Origin of the sequence: Nocardia sp. CY41 (assembly GCF_009829325.1) — a bacterium.
Classification (GTDB): Bacteria; Actinomycetota; Actinomycetes; order Mycobacteriales; family Mycobacteriaceae; genus Nocardia.
In genome coordinates, this window is record NZ_VUOS01000022.1 from 115,630 (window position 1) to 142,001 (window position 26,372).

General features: G+C 66.7%; 27 protein-coding genes, 1 tRNA gene and 1 pseudogene. 7 read left to right on the top strand and 22 right to left on the bottom strand.

All coding sequences use genetic code 11. From position 1 onward, the window contains the following. Window positions 1-34: 34 nt before the first annotated feature. The 9 genes and pseudogenes from GVY64_RS24445 to GVY64_RS24480 form a co-directional block, all read right to left on the bottom strand. Window positions 35-529, bottom strand: coding sequence for a beta-class carbonic anhydrase (locus GVY64_RS24445; protein ID WP_159845741.1), 495 nt, complete (start codon window positions 527-529; stop codon window positions 35-37). Between the two features lie 195 nt (window positions 530-724). Further along, window positions 725-3,469, bottom strand: coding sequence for a DNA polymerase I (gene polA / locus GVY64_RS24450; protein ID WP_159845744.1), 2,745 nt, complete (start codon window positions 3,467-3,469; stop codon window positions 725-727). 117 nt (window positions 3,470-3,586) lie between these two features. Beyond that, on the bottom strand, window positions 3,587-5,263 hold the full coding sequence (locus tag GVY64_RS24455; protein WP_236567129.1) for a DUF885 domain-containing protein: 1,677 nt from the start codon (window positions 5,261-5,263) through the stop codon (window positions 3,587-3,589). A gap of 67 nt (window positions 5,264-5,330) precedes the next feature. After that, window positions 5,331-6,026, bottom strand: a complete 696-nt coding sequence (locus GVY64_RS38015; RefSeq protein WP_236567148.1) for an ABC transporter ATP-binding protein — start codon at window positions 6,024-6,026, stop codon at window positions 5,331-5,333. Between the two features lie 168 nt (window positions 6,027-6,194). Continuing rightward, a pseudogene (locus tag GVY64_RS38020) lies at window positions 6,195-7,151 on the bottom strand (ABC transporter ATP-binding protein); the annotation flags it as partial. Continuing rightward, a complete protein-coding gene (locus tag GVY64_RS24465; RefSeq protein ID WP_159845753.1) occupies window positions 7,148-8,566 on the bottom strand; it encodes a branched-chain amino acid ABC transporter permease in 1,419 nt (472 codons plus the stop codon). The gene GVY64_RS24465 and the pseudogene GVY64_RS38020, both read right to left, overlap by 4 nt. Beyond that, complete coding sequence (locus tag GVY64_RS24470; protein ID WP_159845756.1) at window positions 8,563-9,600, bottom strand: branched-chain amino acid ABC transporter permease; 1,038 nt, start codon at window positions 9,598-9,600, stop codon at window positions 8,563-8,565. Before GVY64_RS24470 ends, GVY64_RS24465 begins: the two co-directional genes overlap by 4 nt. A gap of 93 nt (window positions 9,601-9,693) precedes the next feature. Then, a complete protein-coding gene (locus GVY64_RS24475; RefSeq protein WP_442939623.1) occupies window positions 9,694-10,935 on the bottom strand; it encodes a branched-chain amino acid ABC transporter substrate-binding protein in 1,242 nt (413 codons plus the stop codon). A 188-nt stretch (window positions 10,936-11,123) separates the two neighbouring features. Next, window positions 11,124-11,741: an ANTAR domain-containing response regulator gene (locus tag GVY64_RS24480; protein ID WP_159845759.1), complete on the bottom strand. Its 618-nt coding sequence runs from the start codon at window positions 11,739-11,741 to the stop codon at window positions 11,124-11,126. A 225-nt stretch (window positions 11,742-11,966) separates the two neighbouring features. On the opposite strand from GVY64_RS24480, the gene GVY64_RS24485 reads away from it, so the two are divergent. Further along, a tRNA-Leu gene (locus GVY64_RS24485) sits at window positions 11,967-12,053 on the top strand. A gap of 42 nt (window positions 12,054-12,095) precedes the next feature. Here GVY64_RS24485 and GVY64_RS24490 read toward each other — a convergent pair. The 11 genes from GVY64_RS24490 to GVY64_RS24540 form a co-directional block, all read right to left on the bottom strand. Continuing rightward, the gene (locus GVY64_RS24490; RefSeq protein ID WP_201298136.1) at window positions 12,096-13,307 is read right to left on the bottom strand and encodes a tyrosine-type recombinase/integrase; all 1,212 of its coding nucleotides are present in this window, start codon (window positions 13,305-13,307) and stop codon (window positions 12,096-12,098) included. Next, complete coding sequence (locus GVY64_RS24495) at window positions 13,307-13,513, bottom strand: helix-turn-helix transcriptional regulator (protein ID WP_159845762.1); 207 nt, start codon at window positions 13,511-13,513, stop codon at window positions 13,307-13,309. Before GVY64_RS24495 ends, GVY64_RS24490 begins: the two co-directional genes overlap by 1 nt. A 45-nt stretch (window positions 13,514-13,558) precedes the next feature. Next, window positions 13,559-15,235, bottom strand: a complete 1,677-nt coding sequence (locus GVY64_RS24500) for a replication initiator (protein ID WP_159845765.1) — start codon at window positions 15,233-15,235, stop codon at window positions 13,559-13,561. After that, entirely contained in the window at window positions 15,232-15,861 is a 630-nt protein-coding gene (locus tag GVY64_RS24505; RefSeq protein ID WP_159845768.1) for a hypothetical protein, read from the bottom strand. Before GVY64_RS24505 ends, GVY64_RS24500 begins: the two co-directional genes overlap by 4 nt. After that, window positions 15,858-16,040, bottom strand: a complete 183-nt coding sequence (locus GVY64_RS24510; RefSeq protein WP_159845771.1) for a hypothetical protein — start codon at window positions 16,038-16,040, stop codon at window positions 15,858-15,860. The genes GVY64_RS24505 and GVY64_RS24510 overlap by 4 nt, the downstream gene beginning before the upstream one ends. Continuing rightward, window positions 16,037-16,222, bottom strand: coding sequence for a hypothetical protein (locus GVY64_RS24515; protein WP_159845774.1), 186 nt, complete (start codon window positions 16,220-16,222; stop codon window positions 16,037-16,039). Before GVY64_RS24515 ends, GVY64_RS24510 begins: the two co-directional genes overlap by 4 nt. Further along, a complete protein-coding gene (locus tag GVY64_RS24520; RefSeq protein ID WP_159845777.1) occupies window positions 16,219-16,548 on the bottom strand; it encodes a hypothetical protein in 330 nt (109 codons plus the stop codon). Before GVY64_RS24520 ends, GVY64_RS24515 begins: the two co-directional genes overlap by 4 nt. Next, a complete protein-coding gene (locus GVY64_RS24525) occupies window positions 16,545-17,870 on the bottom strand; it encodes an FtsK/SpoIIIE domain-containing protein (protein WP_159845780.1) in 1,326 nt (441 codons plus the stop codon). The genes GVY64_RS24520 and GVY64_RS24525 overlap by 4 nt, the downstream gene beginning before the upstream one ends. 297 nt (window positions 17,871-18,167) lie before the next feature. Beyond that, window positions 18,168-18,827, bottom strand: coding sequence for a DUF2637 domain-containing protein (locus GVY64_RS24530; RefSeq protein ID WP_236567130.1), 660 nt, complete (start codon window positions 18,825-18,827; stop codon window positions 18,168-18,170). A 2-nt stretch (window positions 18,828-18,829) separates the two neighbouring features. After that, on the bottom strand, window positions 18,830-19,075 hold the full coding sequence (locus GVY64_RS24535; RefSeq protein WP_159845783.1) for a hypothetical protein: 246 nt from the start codon (window positions 19,073-19,075) through the stop codon (window positions 18,830-18,832). Window positions 19,076-19,077: 2 nt separating this feature from the next. Then, window positions 19,078-19,536: a hypothetical protein gene (locus GVY64_RS24540; protein ID WP_159845786.1), complete on the bottom strand. Its 459-nt coding sequence runs from the start codon at window positions 19,534-19,536 to the stop codon at window positions 19,078-19,080. A gap of 198 nt (window positions 19,537-19,734) precedes the next feature. Between GVY64_RS24540 and GVY64_RS24545 the strand changes: the two genes are divergently transcribed. From GVY64_RS24545 to GVY64_RS24555, 3 genes are all read left to right on the top strand, one after another. After that, on the top strand, window positions 19,735-20,586 hold the full coding sequence (locus GVY64_RS24545; RefSeq protein WP_159845789.1) for a GntR family transcriptional regulator: 852 nt from the start codon (window positions 19,735-19,737) through the stop codon (window positions 20,584-20,586). Window positions 20,587-20,720: 134 nt separating this feature from the next. Continuing rightward, the gene (locus GVY64_RS24550; protein WP_442939624.1) at window positions 20,721-21,113 is read left to right on the top strand and encodes a kinase; all 393 of its coding nucleotides are present in this window, start codon (window positions 20,721-20,723) and stop codon (window positions 21,111-21,113) included. Between the two features lie 562 nt (window positions 21,114-21,675). After that, window positions 21,676-21,840, top strand: a complete 165-nt coding sequence (locus GVY64_RS24555; protein WP_159845795.1) for a hypothetical protein — start codon at window positions 21,676-21,678, stop codon at window positions 21,838-21,840. A 196-nt stretch (window positions 21,841-22,036) separates the two neighbouring features. Here the strand turns inward: GVY64_RS24555 and GVY64_RS24560 are convergent, their stop codons facing one another. Then, a complete protein-coding gene (locus tag GVY64_RS24560) occupies window positions 22,037-22,270 on the bottom strand; it encodes a DUF2188 domain-containing protein (protein ID WP_159845797.1) in 234 nt (77 codons plus the stop codon). Window positions 22,271-23,558: 1,288 nt separating this feature from the next. Here GVY64_RS24560 and GVY64_RS24565 point away from each other — a divergent pair. The 3 genes from GVY64_RS24565 to GVY64_RS24575 all read left to right on the top strand — a co-directional run bounded on the left by GVY64_RS24565 (window position 23,559) and on the right by GVY64_RS24575 (window position 25,513). After that, window positions 23,559-24,071 carry a monooxygenase family protein gene (locus GVY64_RS24565; RefSeq protein ID WP_159845800.1) on the top strand — a complete coding sequence of 171 codons (513 nt, stop codon included), beginning with the start codon at window positions 23,559-23,561 and terminating at the stop codon, window positions 24,069-24,071. A 245-nt stretch (window positions 24,072-24,316) separates the two neighbouring features. Next, complete coding sequence (locus GVY64_RS24570; RefSeq protein ID WP_159845803.1) at window positions 24,317-24,937, top strand: arsenate reductase/protein-tyrosine-phosphatase family protein; 621 nt, start codon at window positions 24,317-24,319, stop codon at window positions 24,935-24,937. Between the two features lie 237 nt (window positions 24,938-25,174). Beyond that, a complete protein-coding gene (locus GVY64_RS24575; RefSeq protein ID WP_236567132.1) occupies window positions 25,175-25,513 on the top strand; it encodes a hypothetical protein in 339 nt (112 codons plus the stop codon). A gap of 21 nt (window positions 25,514-25,534) precedes the next feature. Here GVY64_RS24575 and GVY64_RS24580 read toward each other — a convergent pair whose 3' ends face one another. Then, entirely contained in the window at window positions 25,535-26,347 is an 813-nt protein-coding gene (locus GVY64_RS24580) for an acyl-CoA thioesterase (RefSeq protein WP_228830105.1), read from the bottom strand. Window positions 26,348-26,372: the final 25 nt, after the last annotated feature.

The window sequence follows — 26,372 nt, forward strand, 5'->3', positions numbered from 1 at the left end:
CGGATCCCGCTGCGTAGCAGTGCTTCTCGCCTTCCTATTGCGGAAGGACCTCGTTGAGCTTGCCGGTGGCCACGTCGAAGACGAAACCGCGGATCGAGTCCTTGTGCGGCACGAACGGGCTGGCGACGATCCGCGCGATCGATTGGCGCACATCGGTTTCCAGGTCCGAGAACGCCTCCGCCGCCCACTCGGGCTTGATCCCCGTCTCCCGCTGGATGCTCGCCTTGAAGTCGTCGTCGGTGAAGGTGAGCATGCCGCAATCGGTGTGATGGATCAGGATGATCTCCCTCGTCCCGAGCAGCCGCTGGCTGATGGCCAGCGAGCGGATCTCGTCGGCGGTGACCACGCCGCCCGCGTTGCGGATGACGTGCGCCTCGCCCTCGGCGAGGCCGAGCGCGCCGTACACGTTGAGCCGCGCGTCCATGCACGCGACCACGGCCACGCCCTTGGCGGGCGGCAGCGGCAGCGGGCCCTGGAAGGTGCTCGCATAAGCCGCGTTGTTCTGCAAGTACTCATCGGTGACAGTCATGGGCCATCCCTGAGCTCGGTATGCGTGAATCCCTATGTATGACCAGCCCCACGGTAGGTCGCCGCGCGGCACGGGTCATCCGTCCCGTTCACCGTGATTCGTTTACTTGCACGCGGCGGCCCGATGATAGCTCTCGGGATGCCGGATGCCGGGCCCGTGCGGTCGGGCCCGGCATGTCCTCCTGCGTCGCGCCGGTCAGTGCGCGGCGGAATCCCAGCTGTGGCCCACGCCGACCGAGACCTCCAGCGGCACCGACAAGGCGATCGCCGCGGACATCTGCTCGCGCGCCAGCGCCTCGAGCGCCTCCCGTTCCCCCTCGGCGACCTCGAACAACAGTTCGTCGTGGATCTGCAACAGCATCCTGGAGCGCAGACCGGCCTCGCGCATCGCGCGATGCACGTTGATCATCGCCACCTTGATGATGTCGGCCGCGGTGCCCTGGATCGGGGCGTTGAGCGCCATCCGCTCGGCCGCCTCCCGGCGCTGCCGGTTGCTGGAGTCCAGATCGGGCAGGTAGCGGCGGCGGCCGAACAGCGTCTGGGTGTAACCCACCTTGCGCGCCTGCTCCACCACCTCGTACAGATAGTCCCGGATGCCGCCGAAACGGGCGAAGTAGACCTCCATCTGTTCCTTCGCCTCGGCCGTGCTGATCTTCAACTGCGCGGACAGACCGTAGGAACTCAACCCGTAGGCCAAGCCGTAGGACATCGCCTTGATCCGGCGGCGCATCTCCGGGCTGACCTCGGAGATCGGGATGTCGAACGCCTTCGACGCCACGAAGCTGTGCAGATCCTCGCCCGAGTTGAACGCCTCGATCAGCCCCTCGTCCCCGGACAGATGCGCCATGATCCGCATCTCGATCTGGCTGTAGTCCGCGGTCATCAGCGACTGGTAGCCGGCGCCGACGACGAAGGTGTCGCGGATCTGCCTGCCGGTGTCGGTGCGGATCGGGATGTTCTGCAGGTTCGGTTCGGTGGAGGACAACCGGCCGGTGGCCGCGATCGTCTGGTTGAACGTGGTGTGGATGCGGCCGTCCTCGGCGACGCACTTGAGCAGGCCGTCGACGGTGACCTTCAGTCGGGTGGCGTCCCGATGCGCGAGCAGATGCTCCAGGAACGCGTGCTGGGTCTTCTCGTACAGCGACTCGAGCGCGTCCGCGTCGGTGGTGTAGCCGGTCTTGGTGCGCTTGGTCTTCGGCATGTCCAGTTCGTCGAACAGCACCACCTGCAACTGCTTGGGCGAGCCCAGATTGATCTGCTTGCCGATCACGTCGTAGGCCGCCTCGGCCGCCTCGGCGACCCGGTCGGCGAACTGGCGCTGCAGCGTCGCCAGCTGGTCGGTGTCCACCGCGATGCCCGCCTCCTCCAAGGTGGACAGCACGCCGAGCAGCGGCAGCTCCATGTCCGCCAGCAGCGGGGTGGACTCGATCCGGGCCAGTTCTCCGTCGAGCGCGTCGGCCAGGTCCGCGACCGCACGCGCGCGCAGCATCTGCGCCCGTGCGAGTTCGGCGTCGACCGCGTCCTCGTCGTCGAGCAGCGACAGCTGCGGGGTCTCACCGACCTCGGCGCGCAGTTCCCGGTGCAGGTAGCGCAGCGACAAGTCATCGAGGTTGAACGTGCGCTGGCCGGGACGGACCAGATACGCCGCCAGCGCGGTGTCGCTGGTCAGCCCGCCGAGGGTCCAGCCGCGACCGCGCAGGGCGTGCAGCGCGGCCTTGGCCTCGTGCAGCGCCTTCGGCACCGCCGGGTCGGCGAGCCAGGCCCCCAGCGCGGCCTCGTCCTCCGGGGTGAGCACCGTGACGTCGATGTAACCGCTCTCGCCGTCGCCCGCCGCGATGGCGAGCGCGCGCACGTCGCCACCGGCCGGAGAACCCGTGCCGACGATCGAGACACCGTGGCGTACACCGGCTTTCGCGTGCTCGGCCAGCCAGCCCGCGACCGCGCCGATCTCCAGCGCGCCGCCGCTGATCTCGAAACCGGCCTCCGCCTCCGGCTCCGGCGGAGCCAGCGTCTCGAACAGCCGGTCGCGCAGCACGCGGAACTCGAGATCGTCGAACAGCTGATGGATCTTCTCGCGATCCCACGGCCCCTGCGCCAGCTGATCGGGGGTGTAGGGCAACGGCACCTCCCGCATCAGCTCGGTGAGTTGCCGGTTGAGCACCACGCTGCTCAGGTTCGCCCGCAGCGCGTCGCCGACCTTGCCCTTGACCTGGTCGACCTTCTCCACCAGGGTGTTCAGGTCGCCGTACTCGCGGATCCACTTGGCGGCGGTCTTCTCCCCCACACCCGGGATACCGGGCAGGTTGTCGCTGGGATCGCCGCGCAGCGCCGCGTAGTCGGGGTACTGGTTCGGGGTGAGGCCGTATTTGGCCATCACTTCCTCCGGCGTGAACCGGGTGAGGTCGGAGACGCCCTTGCGCGGGTACAACACCGTGACGTTCTCGTCGACCAACTGGATCGAGTCCCGGTCGCCGGTGACGATGAGCACGCGGAAACCCGCGGCCGTCGCCTGCGTGGTGAGCGTGGCGATGATGTCGTCGGCCTCGAAGCCGTCGATCGCCATCACCGGGATGCCCAGGGCGCCCAGCACGTCCTTGGTGAGTTCTACCTGGCCGCGGAACTCGTCCGGCGTCGTGGTGCGGTTGGCCTTGTACTCCGGGTACGCCTCGGCGCGGAAGGTCTGGCGCGAGACGTCGAACGCCGCGGCCACATGCGTCGGCTTCTCGTCGCGCAGCAGGTTGATCAGCATCGCGGTGAAGCCGTACACCGCGTTCGTGGTCTGCCCGGTGACCGTCTTGAAATTCTCCGCCGGTAGCGCGAAGAACGCGCGATAGGCGATCGAATGCCCGTCCAGCAGCAGCAGCGTCGGCCGGGCTCCCGAGCCGGGATCGCCGGAGCCGGACGCGGGGGCAGGACGGGGAGCGGTCGTGGGTGAACTCACGTCCCAGAGTCTAGGGACCGGCACCGACACGGCGATACGCCGACACCCGGCAGCCGCGCGCCGCCGGGTACCAGTGCTCGGGTTCGTGGGGCGCGGATGTCCGCCGCGCCCTCGGCGTCAGAGCGTGGCGACCAGTTCCCGCAACACGGGCAGGCTCACCGACCCGGAACCGAGCACCACGTCGTGGAAGGCCTTGATGTCGAAGGCCGCGCCGAGCCGCTCGGTGGTCGCGACCCGTTGGCGCATGATCTCCAGCTGACCGATCTTGTAGGCGACCGCCTGGCCCGGCATCGCGATGTAACGGTCCACCTCCACGGTGATCTCGGCCAGGCCGACCGGCGCGTTGGCCACCATGAAGTCGATCGCCTGCTGCCTGCTCCATCCCTTCGCGTGCAGGCCGGTGTCGACCACCAGGCGGCAGGAGCGCCAGGAGTCCCCGGCCAGCATGCCGAGCCGGCCGAGATCGTCCTCGTACAAACCCATCTCGTCGGCCAGCCGCTCGGTGTAGAGCGCCCATCCCTCGACGAAGGCGGTGTTGGCGAAGGACTGGCGCTGGAAGCGCGGCAAGTGGTCGAGCTCGTTGGCGATGGTCAGCTGCAGATGGTGGCCGGGAATCGCCTCGTGATAGGCCACCGACGCGGTCTCGAAGCGGCCGCGGCCGGTGGGATGGTGCTGGTTGACGAAATACGTGCCCGGCCGGGAACCGTCGGCGGCGGGCGGGAAGTAATACGCCGCAGGCGAATCGGCGGCCAGGAACTCGGGCACCGGCACGATGTCGCAGGACTCCTTCGGCAGGCGCCCGAACCAGTTCCCCATCTCGGCGGTGGCCAGGGCCAGCGCCCGGCGGGCGTCGAACATGATCTGCTCGGCGTCGTCGTAGCACAGCGCGGGGTCCTCGCGCAGCCGGGCGAAGATCTCGCCGAGATCGGCGGTGCCGAACAGGCGCGCGCCCACCGTCGCGTATTCCTCGCGCAGCTTCGCCAGTTCCCCGAGACCCAGGTCGTGGATCTCGTCGGCGCCGAGCTCGGGCAGCGTCGTGTGATGGCGCAGCAGCCGTCGGTAGATGTCCTCGCCGTCGGCGCCGAGCCAGCACAGACCAGGCCGGTCGTCGGGACGGGCGGCGGGCAGCAGTTCGTCGTAGAGCGCGTCGCGGTAGACCTGGAACGCGGGCCGGATGACATCCCGCGCCACGTCGGCCAATTCGGCGCGCCACGCGGCCTCACCGTCCCAGCCCTCCGGCCCGGGGAAGGTGACGAAGGGGTCGGCGGCGATGTCCGAGTCCAAGTAGCCGTCCAACTGGTTGAGCGAGCGTTCGATGGTGATCCGCGCCGGCGGGCGGCCCGCGGCGAGTCCGGCCCGGAAGCGTTCCACGGCCTGGCCGAGCATGTCGCCGAACTGCCGGTAGCGACGCACCAGCGCCAGCGCGTGCTGCGGCTGCGGCGCGTTCGTCTGCGGCGCGACCATCAGCACTCCCGCGTGCACGCCGTTCATCTGATCGGAGGCCAGTTCCACCGGCCGCCATTCCAAGTGCTCCACCGCGCCGCTCAACTCGGTGCGCAACAAGCTGCGGGTGATGCGGTCGGCCGGGCTCAATCGCTCCGCGTCGAGCGCGTCCACCGCGCGCAGCAGCTCGCGCCAGGTCGACAGCAACCGCTGCTCGGCGTCGACGGACAGATCCTCGATCCGATCGTCGAAGCGGCGGTCGCCGAGCAAGGTCGCCTCGCTCGGCGCCGCCTCGAGCACCGCGTCCCAGTACCGCTCGGCCAGGCTCATCAGCTCGTCGTGACCATCCATGGTCACGATCATGCCTCGAGCCGGGCCGCGCGGCACCGGAGCAGACACGCCCGCGGACCGAAGCCGCCTAACCCACGCCGAGATACGCCGACTTCACCGCGGGATCGGTGAGCAGTTCCGCGCCGCGACCGGTTTTGGTGACCTCCCCGGTTTCCATGATGTAGGCGCGGTCGCTGCGGGCCAGCGCCTGCTGGGCGTTCTGCTCCACCAGCAGCACCGTGGTGCCCTGCCGGTTGATCTCGCCGATGATCCGGAAGATCTGCTGGATCACCATGGGCGCCAACCCCATCGATGGCTCGTCGAGCAGCAGCAGCCGCGGCCGCGCCATCAGCGCGCGGGCGATGGCGAGCATCTGCTGCTCACCGCCGGACAGCGTGCCGCCGACCTGCTTGCGTCGCTCCAGCAACCGGGGGAAGAGCTCGAAGACCCACTCCAGCGTCCGCTCGTACTCGGCCTTCTGCTGGAAACCCCGTCCGTAGCAGCCCATGTCGAGGTTCTCCTGCACCGTCATGCCGGGGAACACGCCCCGGCCCTCCGGCGCCTGGATCAGCCCGTGCGTCACCCGCTCGTGCGCCTTCATCCGGGTGATGTCACGGCCCTCGAACATGATCCGGCCGCGGGTCAGCGGCAGCAGTCCGGACATCGCACGCATCGTGGTCGTCTTGCCCGCGCCGTTGGCGCCGAGCAGGGTGACCAGCTCGCCCTCGGCGACGGTCAGCGAAATCCCGTGCAGCGCCTGGATTCTGCCGTAGTTGACGACCATGTCCTCGACTTCGAGCAGCGGGGCCGCGCCACCGCCTGCGGGCTTGCGCGCCGCCTCCGTCACCGGCTGGGTGATCGCCGGCTTGCCGGGCGGCACAGCGGCGGATTCCGGCTCCGACGGGGTGACGTCGCGGGTCTCGCCGTCGCCGGTTGCGCTGCTCGCGGATTCGCTCACCTCGCGGTCCGGCACGCCGAGGTACGCCGCGATCACCGCCGGGTTGTCCCGGATGTCCGCGGGCAACCCGTCGGCGATCTTGCGGCCGAACTCGAGCACCACGATGCGGTCGGTCACGCCCATGACCAGACGCATGTCGTGCTCGATCAGCAGCACGGTGAAGCCGTCGTCGCGGATCTTGCGGATCAGGTCCATGAGCGCGGACTTCTCGCTCGGATTGAACCCGGCCGCGGGCTCGTCCAGACACAACAGCTTCGGCTCGGTGGCCAGCGCGCGGGCGATCTCCAGGCGACGCTGGTCGCCGTAGGACAGATTGCGCGCCTTCTCCACCGCGCGTGGTGCGATGCCGACGAACTCCAGCAGCGCCATGCCGCGCTCGATGGCGTCGCGTTCCTCGCGCCGATGCCGCGGCGTCCGGAACACCGCGCCCGGCACCGAGGTCTTGTGCCGTGCGTCCGTGCCGACCACGACGTTCTCCAGCGCGGTCATCTCGCCGAAGAGCCGTACGTTCTGGAACGTGCGCGCGATGCCCAGGCGGGTGATCGCGTTGCGCTTGGTCTTGGTCAGCGGCTTGCCGTCGAAGGACACCAGGCCTGCGGCGGGCTGGTAGACGCCGGTGATCGCGTTGAAGCAGGTGGTCTTGCCCGCGCCGTTGGGTCCGATGAGGCCGAGGATCTCGCCGCGGCGGATCTCGAAACTCACCTGGTCCAGGGCGGTGAGACCGCCGAACCGCACGGTGAGGCCCTCGGTGCGCAACAGCGGCTCGCCCACCGCGGTCTCGATATCGCGGCGCGGAGCGACGACTTCCGCGACGGTCTCGGCGTCGGCGAGGTCCGGGATCACCTGGGTGACGTCGACCGTGCCCGCGGACTCGACCTGCGGTTCGGCCGCGTAGCCCGCGGCCATGTCCTCGTTGTCGAACAGCGCGTCACCCGCGCCCGGCCCGGTCATCGGCCCGCTCCGATCGGCTCGGCCGGGGCCGGTCTGCGCACGGCCTGGTACACCTGCCTGCCGTAGGTGAGCAGCTTCTGCCGCACCGGGAACAGACCCTGCGGACGCAGAATCATCATCACCACCAACGCGATACCGAAGTACAGATATTTGAGGTCACCCAGCGACTGCGCGCCACCCTTGCGGAACAACAGCACGCTGCCGAGCAGCAGCAGCGCCAGCACACCGGTCAGCACCATGCCGGTGATCACACCGCGGCGCGGCCACACGCCCAGCCGGGCCGCCCACAGCCGCCAGACGACGATCAGCGCGACGAACACCGCCACGTCGATCACCAGCAGGACGTAGCCGGTCGACTCGTTGCTCACCAGGTTCACCGACTGCAACCGGGCGGGCAGATAGGCGATGACGAACGCGCCGAAGATCACGCCGAGTTTGTTGCCCTGGCCGCCGATGACCACCGCGCACAGGAACAGCATCGAGTTGATGATGTTGAAGCCGGTGGGATTGATGAACTGCACCTGCCCGGCGTAGATCGCGCCGGACATGCCGCCCACCGCGGCGCCGATCATGAACGCCCACAGCTTGAACTTGAACGTCGGCACGCCCATGATCTCGGCCGCGTCCTCGTCCTCGCGGATGGCCACCCAGGCGCGGCCGACCCGGCTGCGCTCCAGATTGCCGACCACCAGCAGCACGACGACCACCAGCGCCATGCCGAACCAGTACCAGTAGGTGCCGTAGCTGGCGCGGTCGAGAAGGTTGGCGCTGTCCGGGTCACCGCTGTTGCCTCCGGAGAACACGCCCTCCGGTCTGCTCGCGGATTCGCCCACGTGCGGGTAGGCGACACCCGACAGGCCGAGGCTGCCGTTGGTGATCTCGGTGAGGTTCTCGGCGAGCAGCCGGACGATCTCGCCGAAGCCGAGCGTCACGATCGCCAGGTAGTCGCCGCGCAGACGAAGCGTCGGCGACCCGAGGATCAGGCCCGACACCGCGGTCACCGCGACCGCGATCGGCAGGCAGGCCAGCCAGGCCCACTTCGGATCGAGCCAGCCGCCGTCGGTCTGGTTCCACGGGCTGTTGGGGCTGGTGAGCAGGCCGACGGTGTAGGCGCCGACCGCGTAGAAACCGACGTAGCCGAGGTCGAGCAGGCCTGCCTGGCCGACCACCACGTTGAGGCCGATGGCCAGCAGCGCGTACATCGCCACCTGCGCCATCACCAGGCCGAAATTGTAGGAAGGAGTGTTCAGCAGCGGCGGCGGGAACAGCGGAAGCAGCGCGAGCAGCAGGAGGATCGGGACGCCGACGCCCCACTGCGCGGGCCTGCTCAGGCCGTCCCACCAGGTGCGGATCGCGTCGCCGAGGCCGCGGCGCGCGGTGTCCGGCGCGGACGCCGTCTTGGTCGTGTCGGTCATGCCCGCGCCCTTCCGAGACTCTCGCCGAGGATGCCGGTCGGACGCACCATCAGCACCAGGACCAGCACCACGAACGCGACCACGTCACGCCACTCGGTGCCGAACAGGATCTGGCCGTACTGCTCCACCACGCCCAGCACCAGTCCGCCCAGCAGTGCGCCGCGCAGGTTGCCGATGCCACCGAGCACCGCGGCGCTGAACGCCTTGATACCGAGGATGAAGCCGCCGGAGTAGATGATCCCGTTCGGGATCTTCAGCGTGTACAGCATCGCCGCCGCGCCCGCGAGCACACCGCCGATGAGGAAGGTCAGCATGATGACCCGCTCCCGCGAGACGCCCATCAGCGTCGCGGTGTCGGGATCCTGCGCCACGGCGCGGATGCCGCGCCCGAACTTCGTCCGGTTGATCAGCAGTTCGGTGACGATCGCCAGCACCACCGCCGCGATCACGATGAGCAGCATGATGTTGGTGACGTCCGCGCCGCCGAAACTGAACTGCACGGTGGGCTCGACGAGCCGGATGGCCTGCTGGGCGTTGGTGCCGCCGAGGTCGGGGCGGATCTTCGGCAGCACGAAGTGCACCAGTTCCTGGAGCACGAACGACATGCCGATCGCGGTGATCAGGAAGGCCAGCGGTTTGGCGCCCCGCTTGCGCAGCGGTCGATAGGCCACCCGCTCCAAGCCGACGGCCGCGCCGCCGGATACCGCCATGCCCACGACCATCGCCAACCCCAGATAGACGACGGTGAGCACCACGCCCTGGGTGTAGACATCGGGACTGGCGACGAATCCGAAGATCATCAGGCCGATCAATTGCCCGAACAACCCGAGCATGAAAATTTCCGAATGGGCGAAATTGATCAGCCGCAATACGCCGTACACCAAGGTGTAGCCCACGGCGACCAAGGCATAGATGGCGCCGTAGGTCACGCCGTCCACGGTCAGTCGCCAGAAACTATCGATCAGCCCCTCGTAGTTGAAGTCGATCGAACCGGCCGCGAGTTGTATGCCACCGGCCAATGCCGTTTGTTTCATTTATTTCCGCCCTCATCCATTCGCCCACCGAACAACGGCACGTACGGGGATTCGGATGAACCCCCGTACGTGCCGTGCGCCCGGAATCCGGGACTACTTGACCTCGTACACCCAGATCAGCGCGTTCGACAGCTCGCCGTTCGGGTTCCACTTGTACTGACGCGCGAGGCCGGCACCGTCGTACGTCCGCACATAGTCGAGCAGGTCGGGGCGGGTCACCTTGCCGCCGTCGATGCCCTTGGCCAGGATCGTGGTGAGGTCATAGGCCTCGACCGAGTAGACCCCGGGCGCTTGGCCGTTGAGCGCCTCGTAGTCCTTGGCGAACTTCTCCGGCGCGGGACCGCACGGGCAGGACAGCTTCGCTCCCTTGGCCGCGCTGCCCGCCTGAGAGACGAACTGCGGGTCGTTGGTGCCGTCGGCGGAGACGAAAACCGCCTTCACGCCACCGGACTTCAACTGCTGGGCCAGCGGCGCGGCCTCGGAGTAGTAGCCGGAGTAGAAGATGGCGTCCGGATTCGCGGCCGCCACCTTGGTGACCGTCGCGGAGAAGTCCTTGTCGCCCTTCTTGATGCTGGCGGCGCACGCCGGGTCGGCGGCGGCCCCCAGACCCTCCGTGATGGACTTCGCCAGGCCGGTGCCGTAGTCGGTGTTGTCCTGGATCACGCAGACCTTCTTGTAGCCCGCGCTGTTGACCAGGTACTTCGCCACCGAGGGGCCCTGCACGTCGTCGTTGGCCAGACCGCGGAAGAAGGTGGTCCAGCCGTTCTGGGTCAGCGTCGCGTTGGTCGCCGAGGAGGTGACCGAGACGAGGCCCGCGTCGCTGAGGATCTTGCCGGTCGCCTTCGTCTCCCCGGAGAAGGCGGGACCCACCAGGCCGATGATCGAACGATCGTTGACGATCTGCGGGATCACCTGGGTGGCCTTCTGCGGATCACCCTCGGTGTCGAACTGCTTGAGTTCGATCTTGCACCCGGGGTTGGCCTTGTTGTGCTTGTCGAGGGCCAGCTTGACGCCGTTGACGATGTTGATGCCGAGCGCGGCGTCGGGACCGGTCAGCGCGCCCGCCATCGCGACAGCCGTGCCCGGCGCGCAGGTCGCCTTGCCGTCGCCCGCGGGATCGGCCGCCGTGGCCGCGTCGGCCTTCGGCACTTCCTTGCCCTGCTGGTCGACCTGCAGGAGCGGCTGGATGGACAGGCCACCCGCCCCGTTGGTGCCCGAGGAATCCGAACCGCTGCTGGTGGATTTGTCGCTACAACCGGTCAGCACCAGCGCGGCGGCGGCGCCGATGGCCAGAACAGCTCGCGTCGAGCGACTGCGCCATGTCGAACTAAGCACGTTTCACCTCATCTAAGTTCTGTGCTCCCCCGGGGTCGCCGAGGAGGCCGACTCACATCAGCCCGGTCAGAACATAGCGTCGGTACGTTAGTTCCGCATCACATTCGGATCATGCGCGCGACATCGTTTCGAATTCTTGTTCACGACGACGTTTCAGCTGCGTAAATTTTCTCGCCGCGCATGCGCGATCACTTCGGCGTCAGGTTCTCCAGCACGACCTCGGCGACCGCCTTCATCGTCGTGCGGCGATCCATTGCGGTGCGTTGAATCCACTTGAACGCCTGCGGCTCCGAAAGGCCCTGCGTCTGCATCAGCACGCCCTTGGCCCGCTCGACCAGCTTGCGCGTCTCCAACCGCTCGGCGAGATTCGCGACCTCGCTCTCCAACGCCGTGATCTCGTGGAAGCGGCTGGCCGCCAATTCGATGGCAGGCACCAGATCAGATTTCGTGAACGGCTTCACCAGATAGGCCATCGCGCCCGCGTCGCGCGCCCGCTCCACCAGGTCGCGCTGGCTGAACGCGGTCAGGATGACCACGGGGGCAACGCGTTTGGACGCGATCTCGGCCGCCGCGTCGATACCGTCGCGGCGCGGCATCTTCACGTCCATGATGACCAGGTCCGGGCGGTGCTCGACGGCCAGATCCACCGCCTGCTGGCCGTCGCCCGCCTCACCGACCACCTGATAGCCCTCTTCGGTCAGCATCTCGACCAGATCCATGCGGATGAGCGCTTCGTCTTCGGCGACGACGACCCGCTTCGCCCCGGCTTCCCGCTTGGTGCCGGCGCCCCCAGCTGTTGTGCTCATAGGTAGACCCCTCTGGTTCCGATGCCCTGTACCCGACCCAACCAAAGGAAAGCCGCGCTCGCACGGCGCGACCGTCGGCCGTCCATCGGGCTGTCGAGTGATGTAAAGAGTACCTTTCACTTCGGCATAGAACGCATATACCCTGCGCAAACCGTGCGCCCGCGCCGTACGGACCAACCCATTCGCGTCCACGCCACCCGACCCGCTATAGTTGCCACCCGGTGCGCCGAGTTGGCGGAACTGGCAGACGCGACGGTCTCAAAAACCGTTGTCCGAAAGGACGTGTGGGTTCGAGTCCCACACTCGGCACCAAGGTAGTGGGCGGTTTTCTCGAAGCGGCCCACATTCGCCCCTTCACGCAGTCCGCAGATAGTCCGCAGCTGCCATCGCTCCGGCATCCATCGCATCGGCCACGGTGTCCAGATCATCCGGGAACAGATGCCCGTAGAGGTCGAGGGTCAGAGTCGCCGTCTTGTGCCCGAGCATCCGCTGAACGACCTTGATGTTCGCCCCCGCGCTGATCGCCAGCGACGCGGCCGTGTGACGCAATCCATGCGGCACCACTCCGGTCAGGCCGACATCGTTCGCCGCCTGGTCGAACACCCACCGGAACTCCGTCGAGGTCAGGTAGCCGCCCTTGTGACTCGGGAACACCAGCGCATCCGGCCGCCGACCCCTCAGCAGGTTTCCCAGATCCACGGCTAAAGTCCCCGGCACCGGCACCGCCCGAGTGGTGTGATTCTTCGTGTCGGTTTCCACGATGCCCTCGCCCGTGACGCCAGTTGCCGAACGGCGAACCCAGATACGCCGACGCTCCAGGTCGACATCCGCCGTCCGCAGCGCGATGGCTTCACCGAACCTGATTCCGGTGTAGCCGAGCGTGAACACCAGCGTCCGGAACCGACCAGCAGCCAGAGCCAAACGCATCACTTCCACGTGCGTCAGATAGCGCCGCTCCCCTGCCAACATCGAGGGCAGATCGATGTCTTCGGCCGGGTTCACCGGAAGCCGCTTGGCCTTGATCGCGAACTTCAGAACCTGACTGAGCACCTGGTAGGACTGGATGACCCGCGACGCCGACAATCCACGGCCCTCGAATCGAGAGCTCCCCGACACCGACAGGTTTACCACCCATTCCTGGATGTCCTCGAATTCGATATCGCGCAGCGGAACAGCGCCCCACCGCGGAATCACGATCGTGTCCAGCAGTGACCGGTAACCCGCCACCGTTTTTGGTTTGCGGAATTTCTTCGTCGCAAACCACTTCTCCGCCACGACCTCGAACAGGACACCGCTCCGGTCAGGATCGACCCATGTCCCGGTAACCACCTTCGTTGTCACGTCGCTATCCAGAAACTTCTGAGCAGCCGCCTTCGTATCGAACGACCGCGAGCGCTCCACTCCATTCGGATCGACGTAGCGAGCCCGCCACCGCTTGCCCTTGCCGAAACGCTCTTCCGACTTGACCTTCTTCTTGGTGGCCTTGCCCGTTTTCGGATCGACCACGACCTCAGTCGGGTACCAACGATCCTCGATGCCCGAGCGAGGATTGCGCCGTGTCGCCATCAGGCAGCCTCACCCGAGCTGGTCAGCTTCTCCTGCTCCGCGATCCACGCCAGCACCACAGACTTACGCCAAACGCGCCGACGCGGACCCAGCTTGAAACTGGCCGGACCCGAACCGACGTGCGCCCACCACCGCCAAGTCGCCTCGGGAATCCCGGTCAATGCCTCACAGTCCTTGGCCCGCAGGTAGGTCTCTTCCTCACTCATCTCGCTCTCCTCCCTTGCGGCTTGCTGAATTGCCGAATGTTCCTGTCATGCCGCTGTTCCCGCTGCGAGTAGGGCGTTGGTGTATTCCGCACGCCATTTCGTGCGTTGGGCGATCGCGGCCAGGATCAGGTGATCGCGCGGCGGGGCAGACTGGTCTCCAGGTTCGACCGGCCGGATGATCAGATGCGAGGTGTCGGGCTTGTGGATGCCGACCGAGGCCAGCAGTTGCCGAACGAACTCCGCCCGATCGGCCTTGTGATCCGGCAGCGTCTTCCCGCTCCAACGCCGCGACACCAGCACCCGCCGACCGGGCAGGCCGAGAGTGTCCCGGCGGTGGGCCTTGCCCTTGCAGCGGCCGGGAATGGTCTTGTCGCTGGCACCCTGGGGGACGATGCCGTAGCGCAGCCACACCGCGCACCGAGGCGAGCACGGCGTGTGCTGCAACTCGGCGTGGAGCCGGTCGTAGTGGATCGCGGTGCGCGTCGAGTCGGTCTCCAGGACTTCGCTGATCGACTTCGTCAGGTACTTCGTCACGTAGCCGATGGCCCGGTCCGCTTTGTCGCCGGGGATGTAGCCGCGCATGTGGCCGGGGTCCATGCGTTCGCCGAACCGCACCGTGTAGGCCGGTTCCAGATCATCCACCGCATCCAGGACGTCCATCGCGTCGTCCCAGCCGGTCAACGCCTGCCCGGTGTCGGGGTCCACGAACGTCATGGCCCGGTAGTCCCACACCGGCATCTTCTCCCCGGAGTACACCTCGTTCTCCGGGTCGAAGTGCGGCCACCAGACTTGGTGGTAGGTCGCCGCGGTCACCATCCGCAGAATCTCCCGCGAGATCACACCCCGCAGCAACAGGTGCAGGTGCGGGGCACCCCGCTTCTGCGGTTCGACGGTGGCGAAGTACTGCACGTCGTAGCCGACGCAGCGCCGCAGGTTCTGAATCCAGCGATCGACCAGCTTGGAGAAGAACACGATGTCGCGAGCCGCGCGCGCATAGTCGTAGCTGTCGGGGTTGCGGGGTGAACCGTCCGAGCACGGCTTGCCCTCACTGTCCACCGCGCCGTCTTGGTTGATCGACCCGTAGGACGGCATCGTGAGCGTGACCATCATCGAGGACCGGTAGCCGCCGATCACCCGCCCGATCGTGTGCCGTTCGACCTTCTTCCGAGGCAGGTTCGGCACGTCCTGCCGCCGCTTGGTCGAGCGGGACCGCCGCTTCCGCTCGGTCGGGTCCAACGGTGGGATCGGCCCACGGAACCCCGAGTCACGCAGATCGCGGTCCAGGCTGCCCACCAGTGCACCGATGGCGTCGGCCATCTCGTCGTCACTGTCGTCGCGGGCTTGGTGGTACTGCTGGACCAGATCAGCGCGAGTCGCGAGCAGCTCGGTTTGGGTCTCGGACGGCTCGCGGGTCTCCTCCACCGGTTCGACGTCGGCGTGCCAGCCTTCCCGGCATTGCGTCATCCGCAACCACCGCGCCTTGTCCGCACACGGCTTGCACACCGACGCGACGGTGGACTTGCACGGCGAAGCGACGTATTCAACCTTCCCCGTCTTGGGGTCGAACGACCGCATCGTCACCGGCCGCGTGCAGACCCCGAACTTCTCGGCCGTGGCTATGGCGACATCGGTGAAGTTCGGGAGCGCACGCCGCTCGGCAGCGGTCTGCCGGGCCGGAGCAGTCTCGGTGTTGTCGTTGTCCAGGTTGATGGGTGTGGTCATGCCGCCTGTCCTCCTTTGGTCCAGTGATCCACTCGCGGCAGGATGACCGTTTCGGCGAGCGAGTCCGAGCGGCAGAACGCCAACTCGACGGTGCCGGGTCCGGTGATGGTGGCCCGGCAGGCCAGCGCGCCGAAGGCGTGCGCCAGATGCGACACCCGATTCTCGAAGTCCGCCGGGCAGTGCCCGTCGAGCATCCGCACCCGCACCCGATCAGTCGCCGGGCCGATCTGCACCCCGAGTAGGCGCGGGATGAAGGTGCGGTCGCCGCGGTCGATGCTCAGATGGCAGGCTCGCATCAGCCGAGCCCAGCGCCGCCGGTAGCGGAACCAGGTCAGGAACCGGACACGAGCCCGCGCGGTGACCCACCGCTCGAACATCTCCGGACGCCGAAGTCGCCAGAGCACGACACCCGCGGCCGACAACCCGGCCACCACGAGCGCCGCGGCCGGTCCGACCAAAGCGCCGGCCACGCACGCGAGGACGATCGGAACGGAGACCACGGGCAACAGCAGCAGCCACCACAAGCCGAGCAGCGTCCCCCAAACGAGGTTGAGCAGGCCCAGCGCGAACAGGTCGAACGCGTCCAAACGCGTGGTGTGCCGGATAGAAACGGTTTTGGTGCTCATCGGTTCGTCTCCGAGGTAGAGGGATCGAACAGGGTCAGTTGGTCGCGGCACTCCCACCGCGGCAGCTCCCTGGCCTTGCTGGTGCTGCGACGACGCTTGGACTTCGCCACCTGCTCGGCCGCCGCGGTGACGATCGGGTTCGTGGGCCGTGCGCTGGTCCCGGACACGTCGCTGCTCATGCCGCCCAGTCCCCGCCGTCGAAGTCGTCGCCGTTGTCGCTGGTGTCCCACAGCGGGACAACCCCGGTCTCCACCAGCAGATGCGCAGCGATCGCGGCCGAATCCAACCCGGAACGCTCCAGGCGGCAGCGACGCCGGGCCGCCAGGTCGATGACGTTGTCGTCGTAGCGGTGGTTGCTCATGGTCGGGCCTCGATCTCGGGGACGCCGCACACCTCGCAGGTGCGGGAACGGGTGGAATTTCCCAGCGGCCACACCGTGGTGCGCCAGGACTCGGGGAAGGTGTGGCCGTGCTCGACGCACCGGTTGGTGGCCTGGCAGCCGTCACAGGTCACTTTGTCGCCGTCGTAGACCCAGCCGACACCGCCCGCGGAGTGAACGGTGAGATAGGCGATGGCTTGGGTGATGGAGTCGAAGCAGACCGCCTCGTTCTCACCCTCGGTGTAGTGGTCGCCGCAGGTGTCGCAGTAGACGACCACGTGCTGTTCGATGACCAGACCGCGTTTCATGCCGCCACCGGCCCGTCCTCAGGCTCATCACCCAGGTCATCGGGATCGAAGCCGCTGTAATCCTCAGCAGGAGTGGCAATCTCGGGAGCAGGCGAGTACGCATCCACGATGGCGTCGATGTCGTCATCGGAGACGAAGTACGCCCGCACCCGCACGAACTCGCTGGTGCCGTCTTCGCCGACATAGCCGACGCCCGGTGTCTGATCGGAGATCTCATCGCAGCGGGCACCGCGGTCGCGTGCACCTTGACCGTGGACCATCGCGCTCTGGGTCGGTTCGTCCAGGCGCAGGCCGATGCGGACGGGGAACAGTTGCCGGTTGGGCATCGTCTCCTTGGACGGGTCCTGCAACGCCGCGATCACCGACACCGCCGCCGCGCGACCCTGCGACAACAACAGCCCAGTCAGACGGCGGAACTCTTGTTGTTCGTCGCGGGTGGCGTACGAGGACAGCGACGCGGCCTCGTCGATGATGATCAGAATCAGCGGCTCGTCCGTGCTGGGCACGATCTTGCGCAGACCCGCCGCCCGCATCCTGGCGAGACGCTCACGCATCAGCTCGACGGCTTCTGCCAGCATGGCGAGGATGGTGGTGTTGTCGGTGGCGAAGCGGACGAACAACCGGTTCTCGCCCTTGCCGAACTCCGCGCCGCCCTTCGGATCAGCCAGATACAGATCCACCAACCCGGCAAGGATCGCGGGGCCGAGTGCGGCGATGATCGACCACAACACCGAGCCCTTACCCGACCCGGTCGCACCGGCGAGCAGGATGTGTCCGTAGAGCACCCGCACCCGCCAGGTGTCGAAGTCCTCGGTCACGCCGACCGGGACCGCTTCCAGGTCCACACCCGCCGCGGACGCCGAGCCGGGCAGGGTTGCGGTGTCGGCCAAGGTGTCGAACACCCGCAGTTCGAGACGGACCACGCCCGGGTGCGGGAACACCACCCGCACCTCCGGCACCCCGAGGACCTGGCACAGGGCGTCGCGGGTTTCGTCCTTGGACCAGTCGTTGCGGGTCTGACCCGACAACATCAACAGATCGACTTGAAGGCCGTAGTCGGTGTACACCCAGTCCTCCAGCACCGGGAAACCGGTCTCGACCGACCCCAGTTTCAGCGCCAGGAACATGCGCGGACGCTGCTCGGGATCAGCGATCACCAACACCGCCGTCCGCAGCTCGACCGGAGCCGCCGCGACAGCCTCACGGACATCACCGGTCGGTTGCATCTCCGAGCCGCGTGCCGCGATCGACCGCAGCCACCACCACGCCGACGCGCCCGTGCACATCCCACCGGCGAGCATCACCGTTCCCGCGACACTCATCAGAACCCCCCATCTTCCCGGCCGCGCTCCAACTCACAGAACAACCGGCACCCCTCCGGCACCGGAGACGCCGGAACCATCTCGAACTCCGACCGACCCGGCCCGGAGTCCTCGCAGAACATCACGCACCCACGCGAAGCCGGGCTCGCGGGCGTGGTGGCCACCACCGAGGACGCAGCCGCCGGAACAACCGGGGCCGGAGCATCCGGCGTCTGGTCCACCAGCACCCCGACCCCGGCCAACACGGTGACCAGCGCGGACACACCCGTCGCTACAGCAGGAACAAGAGCAGTCATCTCAACCCCCAACAGGAACAGCGATCGGCAGCATGGTCTGGACCGGTCGCGAAGAACGAACAGGAATGTGGACCGGCGCATCAGGCACCGGGCGAAGCTCTGCCACCCGCACCGGCTCAGGCAACGGCTCAGGCTCGGGTTCGGGATCGGGGACGGGCACCGGTTCCGGCTCACGCTCGGGTTCGACCGGGACCTGCTCTGCGGCAGGCTCGACCACGGGAGCAGGAGCCGGTTCGGGTGCCGAATCTCGTTGTGCCGCACGGATCAACAGCGCCAACCCGTGCGTATCGGCCAGCAGGGAAATCGGGGCGATCGCAGCCACCAACGCCGAAGCCCACCACGGCAGCTCCCGACCGGCCGCGACCGCGTGCAGCGAGTTACCCGCCACCGACACCACCGAGCCGATCACCAGGACCGTCACGAAGAACCGGCGTTCCGGAGCGTTGGCCAGGACCAGCACCCCGAACGTCGCCAGCAGGATCGTGCCGTCCACGATCAGCGGGAACAGCCACGCATCCGACGCCGGGATATGCGCCAGGACCGCGAGGTCCTTCAGCGTGGCGAACGACAGCCGGAACGCCGCCGCCCCGACCGCGATGATGATGACCACGGCGGACCAGCGCGCAAGACGCATCCCCGCCGACCGGTCCGCCGTATTCATCGTCAGGCCGCCTTGTCCGACGACGCCGCCGCAACCTCGACCGCATCATGCTCGGCCAACACCACGGGCAACTGAGCCAGCAGCGACCGGGCATCCGCGATGCTCAAGCTCAAATACCCATTCGTGCCCGACAACTCGATGAACACCGTCGCCGGGAGCACACCGCCGCTGTATACGGCCTCACGCTCGGCGTGGTACTCCGCGGTGATCCCGTCATGACCGGAAACGGAGGTGTTGAAGAACGACATGATCACGCCGCCTTACCGGTCGCACGAGCCGCACCCGGATCAGCCGCAGGCTGCTTCGCACCCGAGGTATCGCCCTTGATGCCAGTCGCGCGGATGTAGAAGCCGATCGACTTGAACTGGCCGTTACCGACAATGCGAGGCTTGAGCAGCAGCCCCTCCAACTCGATCGGACGCAAGCCCTCCATAACCTCCGGCTCCGACGGAACCGGCATGTGATCAGCAACAAACGTGATGTCGAAACCAGCCTGGTTCGCCTTGCCTCCCGCCCGGTCCATGATCGTCGCCTTCCACAGGCGCTTACCCGAGCCGTTGCCCTCCCGGTCGTAGTCGACCGCCTGACGCTTCGGCGCATTACGGTCCTCGCTGAACTCGGTCTGCGCCTCGATGTCCCCGAGCAGCAGCACGCCCTTCGGGAACACGGAACGGAAGTCGGTCGGGATCCACATGTCCTTCAAAGCCATCTCTGAATCTCCTTGGATTCTGCGAATTTCGATGCACCCTCTGTGCGGTACATCACTAAGGTAGCAACTGCTTTCGTCCGAAAGCACGTGCTTCTACATGTAAATCCTCAGCAACCACCGAGCGGCAAGTATCCGCAGGTCAGCCTGTCGTCTCAGGCTGATACCCTGCGTGTAGCAACTGCTACCAAAGGAGAGTTCGTGCCGGATCGTGACCACACTTCGCCGTCTGCGCCAGAGCGCATCGCGCAGGACATCCGGAACGACATCGAGTCAGGCCGCCTACGTGATGGCGAGCGGCTCAAGACGACGCGGCAGTTGGCCGATGAGTACCGAGCGAGTCAGCGAACAATCACCGACGCTATGGAGATCCTTGCGAAGGACGGTTACATCACAGCCAAGGACCGATCCGGCCGATTCGTCACTACGCCCACCGAACTCGGACGCACTTTGTCATCACCTATGCGCCCGGTTCGGCCACGAATCGTGCGGGTAGGCGGATTCCCTGGCAGCGGGAAAAGCGAGTTCGCCCGGACGCTCGCCCGTCTGACGAACTGGGCAATCCTCGACAAAGACACCATCGCTCGTCCGCTGATCGAACCCGCCCTCGAAGACCTCGGACGCAGTGTCAACGACCGCGACTCTGCTATCTACTTCGACCGAATCCGCCCGCGCGAGTACGACGCCCTTGCCGCTGTCATCGAGGAAAACGTCGAGTGCGGCAACTCCGTAATCGCTACCGCGCCGTACATCCGCGAATTCAACAACCAAGCGTGGCTCGACAAGGCCGTTGCATCAGCCGAGACGAACGATGCCATCCCGATGTTCGTTTGGGTCCAGTGCTCGATAGACACGATGCACATGTATTTGAAGAAGCGCGGAGCCGGACGCGATGCGCACAAGCTGGCGCACTGGGACGAATACGTTGCGAATCTCGACTTGGACTTCCGGCCACGAACCGAGCACGTCCTGATCGACAACGATCCCGGTAGCGAACCTCTGAAAACCCAGGCCAAGCGCCTGGTCGACTCGTTCCGGTCAGAATCGCGATGAACGTCGGCATTCTTCTATACGGGGCACCAGCAACAGGCAAGGACACCATCACGACAGCCCTATCCCGGCTCGATTCGAGGTACCGACTCTACGAACGGCTGAAGGTAGGTCCTGGCCGGACCACCGGATACCGCATGACCACAGCCGCCGAGTTCGACGCTCTCCAAGAGGCCGGAAACCTGATCTGGCAGAACCGGCGATACCAAGCCCGATACGGCATCGATCGGCACGGACTCAACGAGCTCATCGACGCCCACAAGATTCCCGTGGTCCATGCCGGACAGCCCGAGGTGATCACCGCAGTTACGAAAGCGTTTCCGAACGTGGAGTGGACCACCGTCGCACTGCGTTGCTCACGGGAGACCGCCGCCGCACGAATCATCGACCGAGCTACCGGCGACACCTCCGAACGACTGAAGGCATGGGACGAGACTCCCGTAATCGCGACGGCCGACCTGACCATCGACACCAGCACTACCGCCCCTGCCACCGCTGCGGCACTGATTCACAGACGCACCTTGGCATGAAGGAACGCTACGCCACGCACCGGTTCACGTGTGCTCGTCGCCTTCGCAGGTTGTTGCCGAATTTCGCCATACAGGATCAAGAGCGCCCCGGCGGCGCTTCGCGCCGCCGCCGCGCTGCGACGCGCAGCGCGGCTGATGGGGCGTCGCTCGCGGCGCGTCGAGCGCGTCGGCGACACTCGGCCGCCGGGGCGCACACAGTTCCTGTCTGGTCACTTTCTGCATCAACCGAAGCAGTGCTGGGCACGCCGAGAGCCGTACCCGACTTACCTCCCGCAGCCGAGCACGAATCGGCCGGCACTCTGCCCGGTCCACCGGCTGTGGTCCCGCCGAGGTCCCCGAATTGCACGAGCGAGATCACCGCATCCAGCCGACAGGGCTCGCCGGTCACCAGTTCCTCACCTGCCGTGGCGGTCTGACTGATCCGAGGGCTATCACGCCACCAGCGGGCATCAAGAGCGCCTACGGCGTCACTACGTGATGGGCGATGCCCACTCTTGACACCCACCGGAGCCGTGATCGAGACGCCCTCAGCCAGACCACCCCAACCGGAGAGAAACCCGCGATGATCACCAAGCCCACCACCTGCCAGCTCCGCGGATGCGACAACACCGCCGCCGTCCCGTTCACCTCCAAGTACGGCCCGCAGGACGAGGTCATCTGGCACTGCACTCCATGCAACACCCAGTACCGCCGCAACTTCGAGATGCTCGACCGCTACCCGCACTAATCCGGAATGGGGCTTCGGCCCCTTTCCCGCTTGCGGCAAACGACGAAGGCCCCGTCCAGTTACAGGACGGGGCCTTCGCAGCCTCAGCCGAGACTACCGAGGCTTAGGGGTGATGACGATCTTCTTCACCGGCCCGGGCAGCGTGATCGTCTTCCGCTGGCCCGGCCGGAGGGTGATGCGCTTTGTCGGCACGGCCCTATCCCTCCGGCGGAAACGGATCGTTGCCCGGGGCAACCGTGTCGGAGCCGCGAATACGGCCGTTCGGCCGATGAATCACGGCCTCCCCGCCACCGTCGTTGCCCAAAATCCGCTTGGCGATCTGAGTCGCTTCCGCCTGGGTTCCGGCGGTCGCACTTGCGCGGCTGGCCCCAGGCTTCACCACCCTCCACCCATCCGCACTCGGCACCACGTGGCGCTCATTCCGAGGCATCGAAGCCTCCAATCTGCCAGCATCAACACCGGCAGTCCGCGCGGTTCTGGTACCGCCGCGAACCGTGTGAGGTATGTTCGCGATGCACGGCCGACCAAAGCAAGTGCAACACCGAACGAGCCTCAGCCGGTAGCCCCGGCCTGGGGCTCGTTCCCTTTTGGGCACTCACTGGCTGAGCGAAACACTACACCTTGGGGGTGACACAGTCACGTGGCACGACATGTTGTGTATTGCAGTTATGTAATTTCGCTCTTGTAAGTTACGCTGTTGAGCGTCCCCTGCTCAAGCCAGGGTTGCGACCTAGCTCCCTCCTCATACCTCGATCGTCTCGCTCCACTCGCGCGAGTCAAGGACCACCTTCGGTGTCCGCTACGCGGTGGCTGCGCCATCCCTGACACGCCCTCCTTCCGCCGAGGGAGGCAAGTATGAGGAAGCAGGCAGGAAAGAAGTCCCGAGCGGATGGGCGATCTAGCGGAGTGGGTCTTCCAGTCCGAAACCAGTCCGCAACAGCCCACCGGGTGGTCGAGAACTGCCAACGAAGTCAACGATCGAATTCCCTGGTCGATCACACTTCGCCGCCCTAGCCAACGACACCCAAATTCGACAAACGTCGAGAGTGACAACCTCAAAAACCGTTGTCCGAAAGGACGTGTGGGTTCGAGTCCCACACTCGGCACCAAGGTGGAACGCAGTCCGTGCGATTCCCACTCTTCGCACTCGTTCACGCAGTCCGCAGCTGCGATCGCCGCAGCGTCCATCGCGTCGGCCACGGTGTCGGGGTCATCCGGAAGCGGACGCCCGTTCAGGCCCATGGGCGGAGCCGCCGTCTTGCGCCCGACCATCCACTGATCCACACAGACCCCGGCGACCGCCCCTTGTCGTCACTCGCTATCGAGTAACCTCTGGGCAGCGAGCTCGGGATCGAACGACCCGGAACGATCCACTCCATTCGGGTCGACGTGCCGCGCCCACCTCCTTGCTCGGAATCAGGAGACCGCTCGGCGCCACCGAATGTGCCGATTCAGCCTCCTCCCTTTGTGCAGCAGCAACCACCACGTCCCTACGTCGGGCTGCATCCGCCCCCAGCACCTCATACGTGGGGGGCCGGTCGGCGGAACGTGAGGTAGCCCTCCCGGAGCGCCTAACCGGCGCACGACCGGGCCGCCGGGGGCGATCGTCGGCGTCGATGTCTCGGATGAGTTCCGTTTCGTTTCGCTCGAACCGATTCGGTCGCTGGATCGTTATTCCGTATGGCGGCATCGGGTGGCCGGGGCAGCGGAGGTATGCGATGAGGGTGAACAGGACCACCGTGGATCTGTCCGAGTATCCGGACCTGGTGGTCATCTATATCGGCATGCGGGTGCGGCGACCGCGCGGGATGCTGCGGCTGCTCGGGCTCGGGCCGAAACTCTATCGTTCGCACAAGGATCGGCCGGACGGGTTGCTGCTGCACGAAGACCTCGTCTGGGCGCTGTTTCCGCCGCACTGGGGCGCACGGCAGTACTGGCGCGACCTCGACAGCCTCGAAGCATGGACGCGGACCGCGCCGCACCGGGACTGGTGGCAGAAGTTCCTGCGCGACTCCGGCGGCACCGGGTTCTGGCACGAGGCCTACTTCGCCCGCGGCGGCATCGACGCCATGTACGACGACATGGACCCGGCAACCGGGCTCGCGCGGTTCGCGCCGGTCGTCGCCTCCCGTGGTCACCGGTTCTCCACCCGCGGTCGCGTCCAGGGCGGACCGCCCGGGATCGAACCCGTCGTGAGCGAATCCGTCTACTACCGTGGCGAATCCGAGTAGCCTGTCCGCCCGGTCATATCACGATGCAATCACAACGCAGCGTTTGAATGCGTGAGCCCCGAGGTACGGCCAGGAGAAGAAACGATCCATACCACCCCTCGAAGTGACCTACGTCGCAGGCCGGCGGCCGAAAGCGGCGCACTTCGTGTACAGCGCGCTACGAGCAGATGAATATGTTGTTCCCACATGTGGGACGAACGACTCGGACCCGCCTGGTAGCCTCTGCGCCGTTTATCGTTATCGGTATGCACGTCCTGTTCGTCTGCAACGGCAACGTTTGCCGTTCGGTGATCGCCGAGCGGCTCACGCGCGCCCTCGCGGTCGAACACGATCTCCCCTACCTCACCGCCGAGAGCGCCGGAACGCGTGCGCTGGTGGGCTTCCCGGTCGAGCCGCTCGCCGCGCAAACCATCGCCGGGCTCGGTGCCGACGCGGGCAACTTCCGGGCCCGCCGGCTGAAGCCGGAGATGATCGACAAGGCCGACCTGGTCCTCACGATGACCGAGCAGATTCGCGAGCAAGTGATCGACTTGGCCTTCGGCGCCGGAGCGCGCACGTTCACGCTGCTGGAGGCCCACCGCATCGCGCACGTCACCGGTGCGCGCACGGTCGCCGAATTACACCGGGCGCGCAACGACCTGTCGCTGGTCGGCCGAGAGAACATCGCCGATCCGGTCGGGCTGTCGGCCCAGGCGTTCTGTGAAGTCGGCGACCGTATCGCCGAAGCGCTGGTGCCGCTGCTGCTGGCGTTGGCTCCCCACGAACAGCCGCGCTGGCCACACGACGAGCGCCGGGGACTGGTGATTCGTCCCGGCGGCGCGCCCGCACCGCTGGCGACCTTCCTCGCCGCCCAACGCACCCGCTGACCGCAGGGGACGCTCGCACGCGACAGCGCGCCCGGAACCATCGCGTATCAACCTGTTACCAACCGGCTGTGTTCTTTTCCGCGTCGGACGCACTAAACTCCCGCCGGACACCATTCCCGCCGTTGCTGGTTCGACACAGGACAGGAATCAGACATGCCGAAACGCATTTCGGATGTTTCTCTCCATGTTTATGTGACACCGGAAACCCTTGAACGCGTCGTCGATACCGTCCGTGCGGTGGTCGACGAACACCTCGCCGAGCGGGACGTGTTCGCCTGGCGCTTCACTTTGCCGGTCGACACCGACGACCCGGCCCACGTAGCGCTGCAAAGCCGCTGCCCCACGGATCCCCCTGGCGCTGTTGCGGACCGCGCGACCTACGAGATCGCGCTCAGTCTGGTCGGCGCACCCGACCAGCTCACCGACGAGCACCTGGCCGAACTCGAACGCCAGCTGCTGCGGGCCGTCTCAGGGTTGGCGCGAACCGAGCCGGGACCCGGGATCCCGGTCTCGATCCGCGCATCGCAACGCACGCACGTCGATCTCGACATCGATCGCGACCTCGAACTGCTGTGAACCCCCGGTCCGCGGCGAACCTCAGCGTCGCGCGGGGAAATGGCGGATGAGCCCCTCTTGCACCGTGGTGGCCAGCAGATCACCGCTGCGGGAGTAGAAGCGGCCGGTCGCCAGGCCGCGGGAGCCCGCGGCCACCGGTGACTCGGTGCAGTACAGCGCCCACTCGTCGAAACGGAACGGGCGGTGGAACCAGATCGAGTGGTTGACCGTGGCCGCGACGATGCGGTCCAGACCCCACGACAGCCCGTGGGTGGTGATGATGGAGTCCAGCACCGTGGTGTCGGACGAGTAGCCCAGCGTCGCCACGTGGATCAGCGGGTCGTCGGGCAACCTCCCGTCCGCGCGCATCCACACGCGGTTGTGGTTGAGCCGTTCCCCCGTGCCCTTGAGAATCCAGGCGGGATCATTGGTGTAGCGCATGTCGATCGGATGTGGCGCCTTGACGAACATCTCCAGCTTGTCCTCCAAGCCTTCGAAGCTCTCCTCCACCCGCGGCAGCGTCTCCGGATCCGGCACCTCCGGCTGGGCGTGCGCGTGCTCGAGCCCCCTGCCCCAGTCCTGGAACGCGGCGAGCATGACGAACAGCTCCTGGCCGTCCTGGCTCGCGGTCACCGTGCGGTTGGCGAACGCGCGACCGTCGCGATGCCGGTCCACCCGGTACTCGATCGGCTTCTTCACGTCGCCGCCGCGCACGAAGTGCGCGTTGACGGCGTGTACGGGACGGTCACCGACCGTGCGGCCCGCCGCGATGATGGCCTGCGAGACGAGCTGGCCACCGAAGGTTCGGCTCCACACCTTCTCCGGGTGCTGACCGACGAATACGTCCTCGTCCATCTGCTCGAGATCGAGCAGGCCGAGC